Source organism: Empedobacter stercoris (assembly GCF_020281205.1).
In the GTDB taxonomy this organism is placed as follows: domain Bacteria; phylum Bacteroidota; class Bacteroidia; order Flavobacteriales; family Weeksellaceae; genus Empedobacter; species Empedobacter stercoris.
In genome coordinates this window covers 12,886-31,593 of record NZ_JACXZC010000027.1, presented here as the reverse complement: position 1 = coordinate 31,593, position 18,708 = coordinate 12,886, and the positions used below count along the sequence as shown (strand labels likewise).

General features: G+C 30.0%; 18 protein-coding genes. 15 read left to right on the top strand and 3 right to left on the bottom strand.

Annotation, left to right across the window (positions count from 1 at the left end; all coding sequences use genetic code 11):
- Nucleotides 1–197: 197 nt before the first annotated feature.
- Entirely contained in the window at nt 198–638 is a 441-nt protein-coding gene (rpiB, locus tag IF125_RS11770) for a ribose 5-phosphate isomerase B (RefSeq protein ID WP_171623402.1), read from the bottom strand.
- Between the two features lie 541 nt (nt 639–1,179).
- Here rpiB and IF125_RS11765 point away from each other — a divergent pair.
- The 3 genes from IF125_RS11765 (at nt 1,180) to IF125_RS11755 (ending at nt 5,844) form a co-directional block, all read left to right on the top strand.
- On the top strand, nt 1,180–2,370 hold the full coding sequence (locus IF125_RS11765) for a phosphoglycerate kinase (RefSeq protein WP_225542640.1): 1,191 nt from the start codon (nt 1,180–1,182) through the stop codon (nt 2,368–2,370).
- Between the two features lie 575 nt (nt 2,371–2,945).
- Nucleotides 2,946–4,097 (top strand): ABC transporter ATP-binding protein, encoded by a 1,152-nt coding sequence (locus IF125_RS11760; RefSeq protein WP_225542639.1) that lies wholly within the window; start codon nt 2,946–2,948, stop codon nt 4,095–4,097.
- A gap of 13 nt (nt 4,098–4,110) precedes the next feature.
- On the top strand, nt 4,111–5,844 hold the full coding sequence (locus IF125_RS11755; protein ID WP_225542638.1) for a hypothetical protein: 1,734 nt from the start codon (nt 4,111–4,113) through the stop codon (nt 5,842–5,844).
- 284 nt (nt 5,845–6,128) lie between these two features.
- On the opposite strand, the gene IF125_RS11750 is transcribed toward IF125_RS11755, so the two are convergent.
- Entirely contained in the window at nt 6,129–6,725 is a 597-nt protein-coding gene (locus IF125_RS11750) for a hypothetical protein (RefSeq protein WP_225542637.1), read from the bottom strand.
- Between the two features lie 243 nt (nt 6,726–6,968).
- Between IF125_RS11750 and IF125_RS11745 the strand changes: the two genes are divergently transcribed.
- From IF125_RS11745 to IF125_RS11690, 12 genes are all read left to right on the top strand, one after another.
- Nucleotides 6,969–7,970, top strand: coding sequence for an AAA family ATPase (locus tag IF125_RS11745; protein WP_394369891.1), 1,002 nt, complete (start codon nt 6,969–6,971; stop codon nt 7,968–7,970).
- 23 nt (nt 7,971–7,993) lie between these two features.
- The gene (locus IF125_RS11740) at nt 7,994–8,866 is read left to right on the top strand and encodes a DUF58 domain-containing protein (protein WP_225542635.1); all 873 of its coding nucleotides are present in this window, start codon (nt 7,994–7,996) and stop codon (nt 8,864–8,866) included.
- The gene (locus IF125_RS11735; protein WP_225542634.1) at nt 8,866–9,831 is read left to right on the top strand and encodes a BatD family protein; all 966 of its coding nucleotides are present in this window, start codon (nt 8,866–8,868) and stop codon (nt 9,829–9,831) included. Before IF125_RS11740 ends, IF125_RS11735 begins: the two co-directional genes overlap by 1 nt.
- A gap of 2 nt (nt 9,832–9,833) precedes the next feature.
- A complete protein-coding gene (locus IF125_RS11730; protein WP_225542633.1) occupies nt 9,834–10,850 on the top strand; it encodes a vWA domain-containing protein in 1,017 nt (338 codons plus the stop codon).
- Nucleotides 10,850–11,860 (top strand): vWA domain-containing protein, encoded by a 1,011-nt coding sequence (locus tag IF125_RS11725; protein ID WP_225542632.1) that lies wholly within the window; start codon nt 10,850–10,852, stop codon nt 11,858–11,860. Before IF125_RS11730 ends, IF125_RS11725 begins: the two co-directional genes overlap by 1 nt.
- A 17-nt stretch (nt 11,861–11,877) precedes the next feature.
- Nucleotides 11,878–12,729, top strand: a complete 852-nt coding sequence (locus IF125_RS11720; RefSeq protein ID WP_225542631.1) for a tetratricopeptide repeat protein — start codon at nt 11,878–11,880, stop codon at nt 12,727–12,729.
- Nucleotides 12,729–14,528, top strand: a complete 1,800-nt coding sequence (locus tag IF125_RS11715) for a BatD family protein (protein ID WP_225542630.1) — start codon at nt 12,729–12,731, stop codon at nt 14,526–14,528. Before IF125_RS11720 ends, IF125_RS11715 begins: the two co-directional genes overlap by 1 nt.
- Nucleotides 14,529–14,687: 159 nt before the next feature.
- Complete coding sequence (locus tag IF125_RS11710) at nt 14,688–15,314, top strand: tetratricopeptide repeat protein (protein WP_225542629.1); 627 nt, start codon at nt 14,688–14,690, stop codon at nt 15,312–15,314.
- A gap of 66 nt (nt 15,315–15,380) precedes the next feature.
- Nucleotides 15,381–16,622, top strand: a complete 1,242-nt coding sequence (locus tag IF125_RS11705) for a sensor histidine kinase (protein WP_225542628.1) — start codon at nt 15,381–15,383, stop codon at nt 16,620–16,622.
- Nucleotides 16,623–16,629: 7 nt separating this feature from the next.
- The gene (locus IF125_RS11700; protein ID WP_225542627.1) at nt 16,630–17,382 is read left to right on the top strand and encodes a LytR/AlgR family response regulator transcription factor; all 753 of its coding nucleotides are present in this window, start codon (nt 16,630–16,632) and stop codon (nt 17,380–17,382) included.
- A 46-nt stretch (nt 17,383–17,428) separates the two neighbouring features.
- A complete protein-coding gene (locus tag IF125_RS11695; RefSeq protein WP_225542626.1) occupies nt 17,429–18,043 on the top strand; it encodes a MarC family protein in 615 nt (204 codons plus the stop codon).
- A gap of 14 nt (nt 18,044–18,057) precedes the next feature.
- Nucleotides 18,058–18,258, top strand: coding sequence for a hypothetical protein (locus IF125_RS11690; protein ID WP_225542625.1), 201 nt, complete (start codon nt 18,058–18,060; stop codon nt 18,256–18,258).
- Between the two features lie 46 nt (nt 18,259–18,304).
- Here the strand turns inward: IF125_RS11690 and rnpA are convergent, their stop codons facing one another.
- A complete protein-coding gene (rnpA, locus tag IF125_RS11685; RefSeq protein WP_171623417.1) occupies nt 18,305–18,685 on the bottom strand; it encodes a ribonuclease P protein component in 381 nt (126 codons plus the stop codon).
- Between the last annotated feature and the right edge of the window lie 23 nt (nt 18,686–18,708).

The window sequence follows — 18,708 nt, the reverse complement described above, 5'->3', positions numbered from 1 at the left end:
GTAAAAATAGAACAGCTTTTTATATAAAATTTACTATTGACTTAAATTGGTTTAAAAATAGTTAATTAAAAATGCAATTTATTAATTATTATTTAATATTTAAACTTATAAATCACTTTAGGTTTAATATTTAAAATAAAAATCGATCAACTCTTACGAATTGACCGATTTTTTATCTTATATGTACCTATATAAAATTATCCGTTACAAGAACACGCTATTTTATCTACACGTCCTTGATGTCTACCACCTTCAAATTCTGTTGCTAAAAATGTATTCACAATTTCTTCTGCATATTCATACGCAATAAAACGAGCAGGCAATGTCAATACATTTGCATTATTGTGTTGACGAGCCAAACGAGCTATATCCGTCATCCAACACAATGCAGCACGAATTCCTTGGTGTTTATTTGCAGTTATGGTAACGCCTTGCGCACTACCACAAATCAAAATTCCGAAATCTGCTTTTCCATCTTCTACAGCTTGTGCCGTTGGATGTGCAAAATCAGGGTAATCAACACTTGCTGTTGAGAACGTTCCAAAATCCTCAACTTCAAATCCTTGACTTGTTAAAAAGGGTACTAATTTCTCCTTATAATCGAACCCAGCATGGTCCGCTCCGATTGCAATTTTCATTTAATTAACAGGTGTTTTTTGTTTTTTGTTTTAAATAATTGTAAATCAAACGTTAAGTAAAAGTAACAACTTGTTAAAAGATGATTGAATAAAACTAATAACTTTTCGACACAAAAATTTGGAAATCTGATTCAAAAAATCAATTAGAAATAAATCAATACAAGTCAAGTAAAAGTTTTCATTTTGGCACAAAAGATTTGCACACGGTTATTGATAGTTTTCACAAAACTTCTTTTTAACAAAAGTTGTTTATCAACCAAAATGATAAATTGTTGATAGCTGATCTAACTCTTTCATTACAAAACAAAATTACGAATAATAGCTTGTTAATTGCTATTAAATAAAATTTATCTCACTTTAGTTATCCACATATTAACAGTGCTAATAGTAGTAACATTTTTCTTTTTTTTAAAATTTAAAAATTAATTAATCTATTATAATATTTATGAATTGTTAATAGTTGAAAATTGTATTGAATGATTTTAAGTGCGAAAATGAAACTTTGATTACTTTTGTGAAGTACAAATTTCAAAAGCAAAAAATGAAAACAATCAACGACTACAATTTCGAAAATAAAAAAGCATTAATCCGTGTAGATTTCAATGTTCCACAAGACGAAAACTTAAATGTTACCGATGATACACGAATTAGAGCTGCCAAACCAACGATCGATAAGGTATTGAAAGATGGTGGAGCAGTTGTCTTAATGAGTCACCTGGGACGTCCAAAAGGAGAATTCAGTGATAAATATTCATTAAAACACATTGCCTCTAAAGTTTCAGAAATTCTTGGCGTTGATGTAATTGTTGCAAATGACGTTATTGGCGATGATGCAAAACAAAAAGTTAATAATCTAAAATCAGGCCAAGTTGTATTATTAGAAAACGTCCGTTTCCACAAAGAAGAAGAAGCTGGTGACAAAGATTTTGCACAAGCTTTGGCTCAATTTGGAGATATTTATGTGAATGATGCTTTCGGAACAGCACATCGTGCGCATGCTTCTACAGCAATTATTGCAGATTTTTTCCCAGAAAATAAATGTTTTGGTTTGTTAATGGAACAAGAGTTAACAGCTATTAACAAAGTGTTAGCTGATGGTGAAAAACCTGTAACAGCGATACTTGGAGGAGCTAAAGTGTCTTCTAAAATTACAATTATCAACAATATTTTACCTGTTATTGATAACTTGATTATTGGTGGTGGAATGACATATACTTTCGTTAAAGCGAATGGAGGAAAAATTGGAAATTCGTTGGTTGAAGATGATAAATTAGATTTAGCGAAAGAAATTTTAACTGAATGTGAAAAACATAACGTAAAAGTATATTTGCCAATCGATAATTTGATTGCTGATAATTTTAGTAACGAAGCGAATACACAAGTGACAAAAGTTGGTGAGATTCCTGATGGATGGATGGGAATGGATGTTGCTGATGAAACAATCAAACAAAATGCAGAAGTGATTAAAAATTCGAAAACAATACTTTGGAATGGTCCTTTAGGTGTTTTTGAAATGTCAAATTTCGCAAAAGGAACGGTTGCTTTAGGTGATACAATTGCAGAAGCTACAGCAAATGGCGCTTTCTCTTTAGTTGGCGGTGGAGATTCTGTTGCTTTCGTAAAACAATTTGGTTACGACAACAAAGTGAGTTACGTTTCAACTGGAGGTGGTGCAATGTTAGAATCGCTTGAAGGTAAAGAATTACCAGGAGTTGCTGCAATTCTAAATTAAGAAACAGCATTTTTTCAACATAAATAAAAGTCGAGCTTTTGCTCGGCTTTTTTTATGTTTTTGAATTCATTGAACTTTACTTTTTCATCAGTAGCTTCTTCACTTTACTATCGTTTCGTTCAGAATAATATTTTTTTGAATGACATTAAATTTCTGACATTTCAAAGTATTGAGAAATCTCAAACTCTTTTCACAATGTGATTCTAAAAAAATCAGTTTTGATAATTGTTGATAGTAATATATTTATAATGAATGAATTAACTACTATTTAACTGAGTTATCAAAAGATTGTTTGTAAGATAGAGTTGATACTATTTTGTTAATAGTAAATAATTGTATTTAAATAAATTAAAAGCTTATAAACGTAGTTTATTAAAACTTGTGAATAAGTCATTTTTTTGAATTTAAATAAGACAATTATGCTAAAATTGTTAATTATAAAATATTGGTAATCAAAAAAATAAAAAGTTATTAAGATAGATTATCAAGAACTGTTAAAAGTGAAATTTCCCTACAAATAGCCATATATTTATAAAAAAGGATCATTATATTCGTAATGATTTAATAATCAATCTATGAATGAATTTAACCAACGATTAAATGAAGTAGAAAACCATTTGCAACACAACGATCTCGGTTTAGGTTATCGACGATTAATCGATTGTGTATTGGATTTGGGTGAAATATCTTTTTATAAAGAGATTATTTCGTTTTCGAACCAATATTATAACGAGCAGTATTCAAATGAATTTAAAACTACAAAAGCTCTACAACTTATTGAAAAACTAAAAAAAGTTACGCCTCCACCCTTTCGAGAAGAGGAAATTTTGATATCAACAAACAAGGTTGAAAAAGCTTACCATCGCCGAAATTTTAAATTACATCCCATAACTTTCGATTTAAAATCGCGTGAAGTAGTTGGATTAGTTGGAGAAAACGGAAATGGTAAAACAACTTTACTGCGTTTGATTTGTGGCGAATTAAAACCAACTTCTGGCGAAATAAATTATCATTTTTCAACATCAGAACCATTTAGTTATGAGCTAAAAACGAAATTGGTTTATGTACCGCAACGTATCGAAGTTTTATATGGTTCGTTGATGGAAAATCTTCAATTTACGTTAACATGTTATGGGATTTATAGCAATAAAAATTGGTTATTAGCCAATGTGATGTTAGCACGTTTAGGGCTTTGGCCTTATAAAGATTTACAATGGGGACAATTATCATCGGGTTATAAAATGCGATTCGAGTTGGCGCGTACATTATTGCGTCGTCCAAAAGTTTTGTTGTTAGATGAACCTTTGGCAAATTTGGATATTTTGGCACAACAAATTATTCTCGAAGATTTGAAGTATTTATCGCAATCAATCCGAAATCCATTTGGTGTTATATTGAGTTCTCAACAATTGTATGAAGTTGAAAAAGTATCTACAGAGGTTCTATTTTTAGAACAAGGAAAACTTAAAATACAAGGAGATACAAATGATTTGGAAGGAGAATTTACGATTGTTGAAATAGATGTTGATAATACAAAAGAAGAGTTATTAACAGCTTTATCGGGTATCGAAATTAAGCAAATCAAATTTAACGGAGGTTCGTATATTGCTTATTTTGATAAGGGAATTTCGATAAATAATATTCTATCAGAAATTGGAAAATCAACCTTAAAAGTAAAATACATCAGAGATATTTCGAAGTCAAGTCGTCGCTTTTTTGTCAATTAAAACTAAATAAATCATGTTTAAAAAAATAAATCAAACTTTAATTACAAAATATCCGTTGATTTGGAATCTGAAATTTATTTGGATTTTACTAACTGTATTTATTTTTAATCTTATTGCATTTATCAATGGTTTTTTATTTTTCAATAAAAAATCTCAACTACAAGAAAGTGGATTATATGAAACCTTTTTCAATTCAGGAACTATATTTTTTTATATTTTAATAGGTGTATTAATTACGGTTATTTGGCTTTACTTTTATTTTAAAAATAATCGTTTCAAATCAAATTATCCAACTTCAAGAAACTATTTGTTCAAAGAGTTTTTAGCTGTTTTCTTCATCTTCTTTTTGATGATGTATGTTCCAAATTCGTTTAAAACTGGATTGAAATTACGCGTTTCAAATTATATGTCAGAAGAACAATATTTGAAAGATATTGATGTCATCAACCGTGCGCAAGGTTTTGCATTACAACCAACTTTTGGTTATGATAATTATTCGAGAAATTTGCCTGTTTCTGTTTTTGATTCGTTGGTTTCAGAAAAAGAAACAAAGGAATTGTATGAAATAAACAAAAAGGAATATTTAAGAGAAAATCCGACATATTCGTATAATGCTTTTTTAAAACCTTATTTTAGAAACCCAGAATTTGAAACTTTATTAGCAAATCATTTTCCTCAACGTAAAAGTTATTCTAAAATTATTTTTAATGAAATATATCAACCATTATTCAAAGTAAAATCTAATGAATATAATCCAGCGATAGAAGCTACTTATGTAGCTTCAGAACCAGTTTATGCTATAGATTCTGTTTCAGTACAAGTTTCAACTGCTGAAAATCCAAACGTTTATTACAATTTAGCGAGTTTATACAACTATAGTTTTTTAACATTCCAAAACCCGAAAGATTCAACTTTTAATCATCAATTTTACGATGAACAATGGATGGCTTTGTTACAAAAAAATGATCGTAAAGAAATTGAAAATTTATTGAATAATTATACTGATTTACTCAAAAAACAAGAAATTGGTTATCAGTTCAAACATAAAAAATGGATCGATTATATTCCTCAATATCCCTATTATTTTATTGATCATAAACTTGATTATATTAATTCATACCAAGACGAAAACAGAAAGCAAAAAGATTACATAAACCAAGATAGTTTGAACAGGGTATATGAAAACATTGAGTTTTCGAAATATCAATCCACTTGGTTAAATCATATTCAGCACTATTTGTTAACCGCTTTAATTTTTACTGTTCTTGTTATTTCGTTTAGATTTAGTTCGTTCAAAGTTTGGTTAATTTCCTTGATTGGATCAGGAATCTTAGGAATTCTTGGAAGTGTTTTCGGAATTTCTATTGATGCGAGTATTGGTCACACAAAATATACACCCTACATTATTTTATTGTTTTTCTACATTGCATTTATTGTGATTATAATTTTAGGATTGCGTTCCAAAAAATACAAAGTTCTAACAGGTGTTAATCTAAATTGGTTTGTTGCGATAAATATCTTTATCGCTATTGCGATGTTGAGTTTTTACACCGATATTCGAGCAGAAATGTTGTATAATCCTAATTCAGGTATTGGAATTTATGATTTGAGACAAACAAATAATGAATTATTGATGTTGCAAAAATTATCAGAAATCTTTCTATTTATTAATCCAATCTTATTTGCGATAAGTTTTTATTTCATTATTAATCTTTACAAAAAATGGCAAGCCATGCCAGAAGAATAAAAATGAAAAAAAATAAATCAAAAAAGCTGTTTTTAATTCATTAAAAACAGCTTTTTTGATTTAAAATTTAGATAAATTTTTTAATTAGTTTGTGTTTATAGTTCGTCTTTTTTGTTCCAAAGCAGGCGATTGTTTTTGATTTGTTGATTCGCGTTTTTCAGGAGACATTTGCTCTGCTTTTTTAGCATTATTTTTTCTTTTCAGTTTTCGTTGTACTTTTTGATTTTACAGGAGTTTTTTATCCTGAGCAGATAAAGTTACAACAGCCATTAAACTTGCTAATACTAGTAATTTTTTAATTCTTTGCTTAATAATTTTCCAGTTGATTCATAAGCCGAAGCAATTCGTCCATATTCCATAACAAAATCATTTTTTCCAGAAGTTCCTTTTATTTTATCTGTTTTTATAGATAATAAAATGTGAGAAGGATTTGCAGTTTCAATAAAATGAAGAGTTGTACTCAATTTTGCTGGTTCTATCGCAATTCCCGCATGATAACCTGGGTAAATCCATTCCGAATTGATGATTAAGGTATATTTAGCAGAAGAATTTTTTACAAAATTTATTTTTTTTGATTTTGTTGTTCCTTTTATAAATTTATCTAAATAAGTAGAATTTTTGTTTTCATTCCAATCTGCCAGCCATTCTTTCCAATAACTTTCACCTCTTTTTGGATTGTCCAATACATCTTTTTCTCGTTTTTCTAAATATTCAGTTTCAGTTTTATTTTCATTATAAAACTTCACATTGTCAAAAACAAGTTCGACATTGATTTCTTTTTGATCGCTTAGAAAATTTGTATTTCCAGATAAAATTTGAAATTTTTGTCCAAAAGATAAAATGCTTAGCATTAAGAAAATAGTCAATAAATAATTCTTCATAGTGTATTAATTTTAGTAAAAATATAAATATTCTTTAAATTGTTTTTGATAACTCTGAGTACGAAAATTTATTGTTTATAAATAGTTTGTAAGTAATATAAAATATTTTATAAAAAGAGTGGTCAAAACGTTTGGTATACTACTTTTGTCTTAACAAAGTTTAACAATATTGTATGAAAGTTTTAAACTCTAAATGAATTGTATTTGTTACTTTTAGAGGAAATTTGAATCAATTATATAAACATTAATTTCAACGAAATTTTGGATATACAACAACTAAACCTACAAATAGAGGCAAAAAGCGAAAGCATTGCAAGGTTAACAACGGAAATTAATAAAACGATTATTGGACAAGAAAAAATGATTGAAAGTCTATTAATCGGATTACTTGGAAATGGACATGTTTTATTAGAAGGAGTGCCAGGATTAGCAAAGACTTTAGCGATTAAAACGTTATCTGAAGCTGTAGATGGTTCTTTTTCTCGTATTCAGTTTACTCCCGATTTATTACCTGCAGATGTTGTTGGTACTTTAATATATAACGTAAAAGAAAACGATTTTCGAATAAAAAAAGGGCCGATTTTCGCCAATTTTGTATTAGCTGATGAGATTAACCGTTCGCCAGCAAAAGTACAATCTGCATTGTTAGAAGCGATGCAAGAACGTCAAGTTACGATTGGAGACGAAACGTATCCTTTGCAAAAACCTTTCTTGGTTTTGGCTACTCAAAATCCAGTGGAACAAGAAGGAACTTATCCCTTACCAGAAGCGCAAGTTGACCGTTTTATGATCAAAACGGTGATTACTTATCCGGAATTTGAAGCAGAACGCTTGATTTTGAGAAATTCGATTAATCAAACTTTTCCAAAAATAGAGAAGGTTATTTCTGTTCAAGAATTATTGGATGCACGCGAAATGGTGAAACAAGTTTACATGGACGAAAAAATAGAAAAATATATTTTGGATATTATCTTCGCTACTCGTTTTCCAGAAAAAGTGGGATTAGAAAAATTGGTACCAATGATTTCATTTGGTTCTTCTCCTCGTGGATCAATCAATTTGGCGCAAGCTTCAAAAGTGTATGCATTTTTGCGCAAACGTGCTTACGTTATTCCAGATGATGTACGTGCAATAGCTAAAGATGTGTTGCGTCATCGTATCGGAATTAGCTACGAAGCAGAAGCAGAAAATGTTTCGCCAGAAGAAATTATCGACAATATCCTAAATGTTGTTCCAGTTCCTTAAATCTATTCTAAATCTTTTAAACATTGGATGCAAAAGAAATCATCAAACGTGTAAAACGTATTGAGCTAAAAAGCAAGCGCAAAGCGAGCAACCTTTTTATGGGTGAATACCAAAGTTCATTCAAAGGAAGAGGTATGATTTTTAGCGAAATTCGTCCTTATCAATATGGTGATGATGTTCGTAATATTGATTGGAATAAAACGGCACGATACAACGAACCTTATGTAAAAGTTTTTGAAGAAGAACGCGAGTTAACCATGTTTTTATTGGTTGATGTTTCAAATTCTGAAAACTTCGGAACGCGAAAACAAATTAAAATGGAAACAATTGCTGAATTGAGTGCAACATTAGCTTTTTCGGCAATTACCTATAATGATAAAGTAGGTTTGATCTTATATTCGGATCAAGTCGAAAAATTTATTCCACCCAAAAAAGGAAAACAACATGTATTGCGTTTGGTGAGAGAAATTGTTTCTTACGAACCAAAAAGCAAAAATACAGATTTGTCTGTGACATTAGAAACTTTTATGAATTTAGTTCGTCGAAAATCGAATGTTTTTATTTTGTCAGATTTTATTGATTCTTCTGATTACGAAAAAGCATTGCGAATTGTGGCAAAAAAGCATGATGTAACGGGAATCCGTGTTTACGACGAAAAAGAACAATCTTTTCCTGATATTGGTTTGGTCCATGTACAAGATAACGAAACAGGAGAAATCCGTTTGATTGATACTTCATCTAAGAAATTGCGTCAACAATATGCACAATATTATTACGATTTAGATCGACGCTATCAATCTATTTTCAAAAAAAATCATTCGGGTGCAATTAGTATTCGTACCGACGAAGATTATATTCGCCCATTGTTAAACTACTTTAAAAGTCATAAAGCCTAATGAAGAATTTATTGCTTTTAGTCAGTTTTTTTATCTTAAACTTTTCATTTGCGCAAGAAATTATGCCCAAATTGGATCGCACAACGATTAAAGTTGGCGAACCAATTCAATATGAAATAAAAATAGATTTCAAAAAAGGAGATAAAATTGTTTTCCCTACCATTTCAGATTCCTTAAATTATCACATCGAGGTTTTAGATCAAAAAATTGATACGGTAAAAACAGAAGGAAAATCTGAAATTGTTCAGCAGTTAGAATTGACAGGTTTTGAAGCAGGAAAATTTACTATTCCATCTTTTATCATTCAAAAAAATGACAAAGATTTAACCACTAAACAACTTGAGATTGAAATTCAAGATGTTGAAGTTGACACGAGTAAAAATGCTATTTTTCCAATTAAACCAGTCATGGAAGAAGAATATTCTATTCGTGATTATTGGAATAAGTATTGGTTGTATGGAATTATTGCGTTCATATTTTTTATAATTGCTGCAGTTTTATTAATCTTATATATTCGTGCCAAGTCAAAACTTTCTGGTGATAAACTATATAAAACGCCTTATGATGAAGCAAAAGCAAGTTTGAAAGCGTTAGATGCAAAAAAATATTTGAAACGTGGTGAACAAAAAGAATATTACACACAATTATCATTTATTGTTAGACGATATTTAGGAAGAGTATATAATTTTTCTGCTTTAGAAATTTTGTCTGATGATTTGGTGAAATATATTGCAACAAAACAGGATGTTTTACCAGATGATGTTCAGAAATTTAAACAATTTTTGTTCGATGCAGACTTGGTAAAATTTGCCAAACAAGAGTTTGATGATTCTACAAATAATATGCACCGAAATTGGGTAGATGAATTTGTAGAGCGTATAAAACCAATAGAAATACCTGAAAATGAAGATCTATATAAAGATCAAGTGACAGGCGAAAAATATAAACAGTTTAATAACAATTAGGAATGCTAAATTTTGAGTTTCAAAATCCTTGGATCTTACTCTTATTACTTGCTTTACCTTTCTTTATTTTTAGAGAAATTCGTAAAACGAGTCAGAAAAAAGCATCCTTAAAATTACCATCACTAAAAGCATTTGGTGGTGCGAAAAGTTCGTTAGCAACATACAAACCTATTTTATTTTTGATGCGAATAATTGCGATGGCCTTATGCATTGTAGCATTAGCTCGTCCACGTTATGTTGATGTGACTACAAAAATAAAATCTGATGAAGGTGTTGATATCTTATTAACAGTTGATACATCGTTGAGTATGTTAGCACGCGATTTGAAACCAGATCGATTAACAGCGCTAAAAGATGTTGCAAAAGATTTTTCACTTGGAAGAAAAACAGACCGAATAGGTTTAGTCGAATATTCTGGAGAAGCCTTAACACGTGTTCCGCTTACAACCGATCGTGATGTATTAACACAAGAAATTGAGATGTTACATTCGGGCAGTTTGGCTGATGGAACTGCTATTGGAATTGGTTTAGCAACAGCAGTTAATCACCTTAAAAATAGTAAAGCAAAATCGAAAGTAATCATATTGATTACAGACGGTGTCGAGTCGATTAATCCTTCGGGAGATTTGATGTATGTATCACCAAGACAAGCAGCTGATATCGCCAAAGATAAAGGAATAAAAGTGTATACTATTGGTATCGGAACAAACGGATTGGCACCTATGCCAATTGGTTACGATATGTTGGGCGATTATGTATTTGAGATGCGTCCTGTACAAATTGACGAAAAATTGTTGGAAGAAGTTGCTGATAAAACGGGAGGTTTATATTTCCGAGCGACCAATAATGAAAGTCTTAAAAATATTTATCAAGAAATTGATAAACTCGAAAAAACAGAAATTAACGAAGTCAAATATTATAACTATACCGAATTGTTTGCTCGCTTTTTATTGCCAGCATTTATTATTTTGGTCTTAGAAGCTATTTTGCGAAGAACCTTTTTTAAAGAATTAATCTAATGCAGTGGGGAGAATTACATAATATTTGGTTGATTATTTTATTGTTTATCGTTATTTTTTTATCGATAACAGTATTTCAATGGCGCGAACGTGTAAAGAAAACATTTGCTGATAAAGAATTATTTCCATTTGTTTTTCCAATCACTTCTTCTAAACGTTATGGTTTTAAAATTGTCGTTTTTTGTGTCGCTTTATTTTTGATGGTTATCGCGTTGATGGATCCGCTTTACGGTGAAAAAGAAGTACAAGTAAAACGGGAAGGAATAGATATGGTTTTCTTATTGGATCTTTCTTCAAGTATGAATGCGCAAGATGTAGCACCTTCTCGATTAGAAAAAGCAACGAAGTTAATCACCGAAACACTTGGACAGTTAGGCGGAGATAGAGCTTCTTTGGTTGCTTTTGCAGCGAATGCGTATACGATTTCTCCGTTGACAAATGATTATGCTGCGATTGAAAGTTATTTGCAAAATGTTAATACAGAGTTAATTTCGAGCCAAGGAACAAATTATTTGAATGCGATTCAAGAAGCTACAAAAACATTCAAAGGTTCGGCGAATACAAGTAAATTAATTGTCTTAATTTCTGATGGAGAAGACAATGAAAATACCGTTAATCAAGCATCTAAAATTGCAAAAGACAACGGGATACATATTGTTACAATTGGTGTGGGAACAGATAAGGGTGCACCAATCCCTATGTACTATAATGGCTACGCCGAAGACTATAAAAAGGACGAAACAGGCTCTACAGTAATCACAAAATTAGAAGATAAAAATCTTCGCGAATTAGCACAAGATACAAACGGAACGTATATTCATCTGGATAATACACAAGATGCTTTATCTGCTCTATCAATGTATAAAGCTCGATTAGATAAAAACGAAATAGCAAATGCCACAACAAGAGATATGAATCACATTTATCAATGGTTTTTAGCGGTTGCGGTGTGTTTACTTTTTGTGGAATTATTAACATCTGAATATAAGATTTTTAACAAAAAGAAATAGTAAGTTTGTATGGTAAAATGATGTATTTTTTAAAACAAATAGGATTTTTAGGAATAATGCTTTTATCCGTTTTTGGTTATAGTCAATCGAAAACGAAAAGCTACATTATTGAAGGAAATGAGTATTATCAAAAAGGAAAATTTGATAATGCAGAAGTTGCCTATAAAAAAGCTTCGATGGAAGATCCAACTTCTGTCAAAGCAAATTATAATTTAGGAAACGCTTTGTTTCAACAAAAACGCTACAAAGAAAGTATTGCTCATTACAAGCGTTCTGCAGAAATTTCTAAAACAAAGAATGATAAACATCTTGCTTATCATAATTTAGGAAATGCATTTATGCAAGAAAAAGATTATCAAAATGCGGTTGATAATTATAAAAAAGCCCTTAAAAATGATCCAAAAGATGATGCCACACGTTACAATTACGCCTTAGCAAAAAAAATGTTAGAAAAGGAACGTGAGAAACAAAAAGATCAAAATAACAAGGACAATAAAGATCAGAATAAGCAAGATCAAAACGATCAACAAAAACAGCAACAGAATAATCAGAACCAACAAAACCAAAATAAGCAGCAGCAAAATCAGAATCAAGCACAAAATCAACAATCTGATCAGCAAAAACAGCAAAATGAGGAAGGAAATCCGAAAGCTGGCGGCGAAAATGGAAATAATAAAGGACAAGGAAATAATTCGTCTCCAGAAATAACACAAGGAAATAATGGAGATGGAAAAGAACAAGATAATGCAAATAATAATTTGAGTGATGGTTTACTAAAAGCATTGCAAAATCAAGAAGCTAAAACGCAACGAAGAATTATTCAGCAAAAAGCAGAAAAACAACGAACAACAACATCTAAGGATTGGTAATGACAACGGCAAGAGTTTTAAATAGTTTTTTAGTATTTGCCCTAACGTCTATTACAGCGTTAGCACAACAAATTACTTTTAAATCTGATGCAGATAAAACGCAGGTCAGTTTAGGAGAAGCATTTAGTGTGGGCTTTTTTATCGAATCTAATACTGATAGTTATACGATTGATCAACCAATGAAATATCCTCCGCACAAAGGATTACAAATTGTTGGAGAACAACGTTCTCAAAACGTGTCGTATATAAATGGTCGAGGAATAATAGAAGATGGAATTATCTTAGCTTTTGTAGCAGAAAAAGAGGGGAAATATAGAGTTGGAGCTGCAAAAATTGTCATTAATGGGAAAACGTATACATCAAAACCTGTTGATGTTGTTGTAAAAGGAACTGGATTAACCCACAATAATTATAGAAGTAATACTTCGCAACCTGTTTTTTTACAAAGTAAAGTTTCGAAAACAAATCCTTATGTTAACGAACAAGTTAGTTTATCGGTAAAATTATATGCAAAAGATTTGTCATACTTAAACCGTAAACAGAATTTTAGACAAGGTAATTTAGATGGTTTAAGCCCTAAAATTGTTAAAAGTTCTCCAGAAAATATCAAACAAGAAATAGTTGCTGGTAAACAATATTTTTCTGAAGAAGTTGCACGTTATTATGTATTTCCTCAGAAACCAGGAAAAATAGAAATCGATCCGTTTTCAGTTGATGTCGTATTGCCTACAACCTATGGTGCAGAAGCGGTAGAAGTGCGTAGTAATCCTGTTGTAATTAACGCTAAAGAATTACCAGAAAATGGTCGTCCAAAGAATTTTAGCGGTGCAGTTGGGCAATTTAAAATGAATGCTTCAGTTGATAAAAAAGAAGTTTCAACGAATGAAAGTATCAATTTTGATATTGAAATTGTTGGAACAGGAAATTTCAATACAATCAATTTACCTGAAATCAATGCACCTAAAAACGTAGAAAAATTTGCACCTAAAAAACGTGATGCCTACAAAACTTACGATACGGGAATGAAAGGAAAGGTAGCTGAACAAACTGTTCTTGTTCCAAATTATGGAGGAGAATATACAATCTCACCAGTTGAATTTAGTTATTTTGATCCTGCAAAAGAAAAATATATCACGTTAAAATCTGACTCAATTCAACTAAATGTTTCAGGTTCTAAAAATGCAGACTCTACCAAAACTCTAACATCAAACAAAACATCAGACTCTACAATTTTAGAAAAATTTGATGAAATTAAAAACGATGTTAAAGAAGGAAAAAGTGGCTGGTTGTGGTTAACTGGAGGTGTGATTATTTTAAGTGCAGGAGGTTTATTTTTGATGAAAAATAAAAATAATTCAACAGAAAAAGAAAAATCTGAACCAAAAGTAAAACCAATCAACGAACAGAAAAATTTCGAAGCTTTTCAACCAAAAATAGAAACACAAAAATTCACATTGGTAGAAAAACCAATAATCAATTCTAATCAAATTTCAGCTGAATTAGAAGAACTGAAGCAGAAAATAAAAGCAGAAGATCAAAAAGATTTTTATCAATTACAAGAAAATATTTTGTGTAATGTGGCGATGAAAAATACGAATACAGATTTAGCTAATTTTTCGGATGAAATTATTGCTGAAAAATTACTGAAAAATGGTGTAAGTGAACTTGCTGTTGAACAATGGACTTTGTTGTTGAATAACGCTAGACAAGCTAAGTATGCGTATGGTGGACTGAATCAAAATTTAGACGAAGTTTTCGAAGCAACACGAAATGTAGCAGAAGAATTGATGCGAAAATAAATTTCAAGTTTTTTAGATCATAAAAGGGATAATCTCAATTTTTGAGTTGTCCCTTTTATTTTACAATTCATCCACAATATTTAACAGCTCATCAACATATAATTTCAAAATTAATTGGTAGTTAAGAACTTTGATTCAACAAATTAAAACACACCAATTATGAAAACAATCTTCTTAACTATCGCAACATTATTTTCAATATCAGCTTTTGCACAAAATAAATTTGAATCAGATTTGAGTACTATTTTAGTCGAATGGAACAAAGGAAATCATTCTTCAGAAGCTAATTTTAAGCAATTAATCAACGACTATCCGAATGAATGGTTACCAAAATATTACTTGTCTTTATCTGAAATCCTAAAAACGTTTGAATCGAATGACGCAGATTATAACGAAAAAATTTTATCACAAGTAAAAATTCAATTAGATGATTTATTGAAAATTAATCCCTTAAATACAGAGATTTTAAACTTAAAAGCCTTGTATTTAACAGCAGAAATTGTGCAGAATCCAATGCAGAATGGAGCTGTTTATTATGACAAAGTTTTACAAACCTATCAAAAATCGTTGGCATTAAATCCGACAAATCCGCGTTCTGTTTTAGGATTGGCAGAGTTTAATATCAATTCGGCAAAGTACAGTGGAATGGATATTACACAAGATTGCAAAAATGTAAAAAAATCTTTAGCTTTATTTGATGCTGAAAAACCAAAGAATAACGAACCAAAATGGGGTAAAAATCGTGCGCAAAACTTGTTGAATAATGAATGTAAAACTGTACAATAATGATAGCTTTAGTAGCACAGTTTATTCACGAAATTATTTTTTGGTTGATTAACTTAATTGCTTGATATGAATAAAAATCAAAAAATAGTATTAATTATTTTTTCAATAATATTTACATTCATTTTTTTATTGATTGAATTTAACGTTACTGAAAGAGCGTACGTAGTAGAATCAACTAAAGGTTTAGGTAAAATTATTGGTTATTTAAGTAGATTTTTAATTTTAGGATTGATCATTTACAAATTTGTAAAAGGTATAATCGTTTCAGATAAAAAATTGATTCTACGAAATACGCTAATTCTGTTTGTTGTGAATATTTTGGTTTATAGCATCATTTTTTTAACATCTCCTAATATTACGATGAATCAATTTTTTCATCCCGAAGCGTTAAAATATTTTGTTGGCTATTTTTCTTTCAGTATTGCGGCATCGTTTGTAAACACTAGTGTTTTTAACGATTTCAAAAAAAATAATAAACAAATAGATAATCCTAAGAGTGAGATTTGGAAATATTTTGCTCAATCAATTGTTTTTACTCAATTACTTTATTTTGTTTTTGTAAACTTTGACAATCTATTTTTTATTAAAAAAGTATTTTATAGTCATTGGATAAATTATTTTTTAGTTGGAATTATAACAATTATATTCTTGTTATTCTTCTATTTTCTTGAGCGAAGACGTTACAAATTAGAAACTAAAATAGTTCTTGAATCCACAAAAGCCGAAACGGCTACCGCAAATTTCGAAACCTTAAAAAATCAATTAGATCCTCATTTTCTTTTTAATAGTTTGAATGTTTTAACAGGTTTAATTGAAGAAAATCCAGCTAATGCAATTGATTTTACAACGTCGCTTTCTAAGATTTATCGCTATGTTTTAGAACAAAAAGACAAAGAAGTTGTTCCGATTCAAGAAGAAATAAATTTTGCAAAAACGTATGTTAAGTTACTCAAATTGCGTTTTGAGAATAGCATTGATTTTGAAATTGAACAAACAACTTTCTTTGAAAACGAATTTATTGTTCCGCTTTCTTTGCAGATTTTATTAGAAAATACGATTAAACATAATGTGGTTTCGGAACAAAAACCATTAAAAATAAAAATTTATAAAAGAGATGATTCATTAATTGTAGAAAATTCTTTTCAACCCAAAGATTCCATCAAAGAATCGACAGGAATTGGACTGAAAAATATTATTAACCGTTACCAACTAATTTCAAATCGAGAAGTGAATATTGAAAAAAATCAAGAAGTTTTTCAAGTTCAACTTCCTATTTTAACTCAAAATGAGAATACTGAATTAACATAAAAAACGAATGAAAATCTTAATTATAGAAGACGAAAAGCCAGCTGCGCGTTTATTAAAGCGACGTGTAGAAAAATTGGGTTATCAAATTCATGAAATGCTACATTCTGTTGAAGAAAGTGTTGCTTGGTTGAAGGCAAATCCGCATCCAGACTTAATTTTTTTGGATATACAATTGTCAGATGGTTTGTCCTTTGATATTTTTAATCAAGTTAAACTCTCTTCCTCTATAATTTTCACAACAGCTTATGATGAATATGTATTGAAAGCTTTTAAATTAAATTCGGTTGATTATTTGTTGAAACCAGTTGACGAAGAGGAATTGAAATTTGCAATAGATAAGTTTGAAAAACAATTTCAACAAGCTTCTTCAAGCTTTAATTTGAATGAATTGAAAAGTCTATTTTCATCACAACAAACTGAAAATTATAAAGAACGTTTTTCCATTAAAATCGGAACTTCCATAAAAATTATAGAAACCGAAAACATCGAGTGTTTCTTTAGTGAGAACAAAGCTACTTACATACATACAAAAGACAATCGTAATTATGTAATTGATTTTTCTTTAGAAAAAGTAGAAGATCAACTCGATCCAAAGAAATTTTTTAGGATTAATCGTGGTCAGATCATTCACATCGATTCGATAAAAGAAATAACAATGTATTCTAACTCAAGATTAAAAATAGTTTTAAATACTTATAACGAATTGGATTTGATAGTGAGTCGAGAAAAAGTAACTGATTTTAAAAATTGGTTAGAATAATAAAAATTCTTTATTTTGTAGACAAATTAACATCTAAAAAAATAGAATGAATAATATTGTTTCTTTTTTCGAAAAACTTTCTATTAGTGAGATCGGAACCACATTTGCGGTACTTTTTGCAGTTATTGATATTCTGGGAAGTATTCCGATTATTGTAGGAATTCGAAGTAAAGTGGGACATATACAATCGGAGAAAGCTACGATTGCAGCTGGTATTTTATTGATTTCTTTTCTATTTTTTGGAACCAAAATTTTAAAATTAGTAGGTGTTGATGTTCAGTCGTTTGCTATTGCTGGTGCTTTTGTGATTTTTATCATCGCGTTAGAACTGATACTGGGAATTGAAATACAGAAAGGCGTCGAATCTAACTCTGCATCCATTGTCCCTATTGCGTTTCCGTTGGTAGCAGGAGCTGGATCATTGACAACAGTTTTGTCGCTTCGTTCGCAGTATGCAGATATTAACATTGTGATAGCTATTATTTTAAATATGTTAATCGTATATTTGGTGCTGAAATTTGCAGGTAAACTCGAAAAATGGTTGGGACCTGGAGTTTTATCGGTACTGAAAAAAGTATTTGGAGTGATATTATTGTCAATTGCAATAAAATTATTTACCTCAAATATCGGTGCTTTGTTTATGAATGAAATTAATTTTTAAAAATTCATTATCTAATGAAAACATATATTTATATCGCAACAATCGTTTTGTTGATAGGATTAGGTTATAACCTATATGAGATGGATTATAAAGCTGGATTGATGGCTGAAGCTAACTTTCGTAGTGTTTTAGGAATTGGAGCTTCTGTTTGTGGATTAATTTTAGCATCTGTTTATTTTAGCTTTTTCCGCTTACAAGCAAATCTTAAGAAGTAAACTATTTATCTGTAGAAATAAAATAAAAAAGATTAACCCGAAAAGGTTAATCTTTTTTTGTTTGTATCGCTTCGTTTAACTTTTCTAATAATATTTTGACAGAATTTTCAATCACTTCAAAAGGTTGATGTTTAGATGAAGTATAAATCATCACCATATCGATCGAATATTGATCTGAAGTTTGAATTAATAATTTATTTAATCGATAAGCTTCTTTTACACGACGCTTCAAAAGATTTCGATCTACTGCGTGTTTAAATTTTCTCTTCGAAACACTCACTCCTACTCGAATATCATACTCTTCTTTTGGCTTGATTTTGTAGACAAATCTGATGGGATGAGAAACAAATGTTTTTCCATCAGAAAACAATTCATCGAATGCTTTTCTGCTTTTAAGTTTCTCATTCTTACCAAAAGTCAATTTCATATTGCTAAATTCTACGTAAATTT

Coding starts and splice junctions, on each gene's coding strand:
- rpiB (WP_171623402.1), bottom strand. CDS start 638: ATGAAAATTGCAATCGGAGCGGACCATGCTGGGTTCGATTATAAGGAG.
- IF125_RS11765 (WP_225542640.1), top strand. CDS start 1,180: ATGAAAACAATCAACGACTACAATTTCGAAAATAAAAAAGCATTAATC.
- IF125_RS11760 (WP_225542639.1), top strand. CDS start 2,946: ATGAATGAATTTAACCAACGATTAAATGAAGTAGAAAACCATTTGCAA.
- IF125_RS11755 (WP_225542638.1), top strand. CDS start 4,111: ATGTTTAAAAAAATAAATCAAACTTTAATTACAAAATATCCGTTGATT.
- IF125_RS11750 (WP_225542637.1), bottom strand. CDS start 6,725: ATGAAGAATTATTTATTGACTATTTTCTTAATGCTAAGCATTTTATCT.
- IF125_RS11735 (WP_225542634.1), top strand. CDS start 8,866: ATGAAGAATTTATTGCTTTTAGTCAGTTTTTTTATCTTAAACTTTTCA.
- IF125_RS11730 (WP_225542633.1), top strand. CDS start 9,834: ATGCTAAATTTTGAGTTTCAAAATCCTTGGATCTTACTCTTATTACTT.
- IF125_RS11725 (WP_225542632.1), top strand. CDS start 10,850: ATGCAGTGGGGAGAATTACATAATATTTGGTTGATTATTTTATTGTTT.
- IF125_RS11720 (WP_225542631.1), top strand. CDS start 11,878: ATGATGTATTTTTTAAAACAAATAGGATTTTTAGGAATAATGCTTTTA.
- IF125_RS11715 (WP_225542630.1), top strand. CDS start 12,729: ATGACAACGGCAAGAGTTTTAAATAGTTTTTTAGTATTTGCCCTAACG.
- IF125_RS11710 (WP_225542629.1), top strand. CDS start 14,688: ATGAAAACAATCTTCTTAACTATCGCAACATTATTTTCAATATCAGCT.
- IF125_RS11705 (WP_225542628.1), top strand. CDS start 15,381: ATGAATAAAAATCAAAAAATAGTATTAATTATTTTTTCAATAATATTT.
- IF125_RS11700 (WP_225542627.1), top strand. CDS start 16,630: ATGAAAATCTTAATTATAGAAGACGAAAAGCCAGCTGCGCGTTTATTA.
- IF125_RS11695 (WP_225542626.1), top strand. CDS start 17,429: ATGAATAATATTGTTTCTTTTTTCGAAAAACTTTCTATTAGTGAGATC.
- IF125_RS11690 (WP_225542625.1), top strand. CDS start 18,058: ATGAAAACATATATTTATATCGCAACAATCGTTTTGTTGATAGGATTA.
- rnpA (WP_171623417.1), bottom strand. CDS start 18,685: ATGAAATTGACTTTTGGTAAGAATGAGAAACTTAAAAGCAGAAAAGCA.